The organism is Pseudomonas sp. 43(2021) (assembly GCF_017490805.1).
GTDB lineage: Bacteria > Pseudomonadota > Gammaproteobacteria > Pseudomonadales > Pseudomonadaceae > Aquipseudomonas.
Genome location: NZ_JAFGYJ010000187.1, coordinates 1 through 582, shown reverse-complemented (window position 1 = coordinate 582; position 582 = coordinate 1). Strand labels below are relative to the sequence as shown.

1 protein-coding gene and 1 pseudogene are annotated in these 582 nt (G+C 57.4%); both read left to right on the top strand.

Annotated features, from left to right (window positions below):
• Positions 1-70 precede the first annotated feature (70 nt).
• Positions 71-253 (top strand): sulfur starvation response protein OscA, encoded by a 183-nt coding sequence (oscA, locus tag J5M71_RS26675; protein ID WP_007917682.1) that lies wholly within the window; start codon positions 71-73, stop codon positions 251-253.
• Positions 254-392: 139 nt separating this feature from the next.
• Positions 393-582: pseudogene (locus J5M71_RS26670) on the top strand (sulfate ABC transporter substrate-binding protein); the annotation flags it as partial.

The following is a 582-nucleotide window of genomic DNA, read 5'->3' as shown; positions in this document are numbered from 1 at the left end:
CTTATATTGCTCCCACGCCGAACGCAGTGCCGCCCACTGCCAGGCAAATCCCCTTCAAAGGAGCAGCACCATGAGCGCATCCCTTCGCAGTGTTGACGGTCAGGACGAAAGCACCATCTTGCGGGAAATCCAGAGCGCCCTGCGCGATCTGCGGTTCGGCGCGGTGGAGATCACTGTGCACAACGCGCAAGTCGTACAGATCGAACGCAAAGAGAAATTTCGTTTGCAGCAACCCGGTAAACAACCGGGCTGAAATCAAAAGATCGCAGCCTGCGGCGGCTCCTACAGGGGGCTGTGTGCAGGAGCTGGCGAAGGCGGCGATCTTTCAACGGGACCCGATTCCAGCAATACATAAGAACAAGCCACCACCAGGAATTCCAGGAGCTTTCACCATGTCGTCGATTCGCCGTTATGCTTTGGCCGCGCTGGCCAGTGCCGTGTTTGCCGGTTCCGCCGTTGCCAAGGATTACGAGCTGCTCAACGTGTCGTATGACCCGACGCGCGAGCTGTATCAGGAATACAACGCCGAATTCATCAAGTTCTGGCAGCAGGATCATGCCGGCGACACGGTGAAAATCCAGC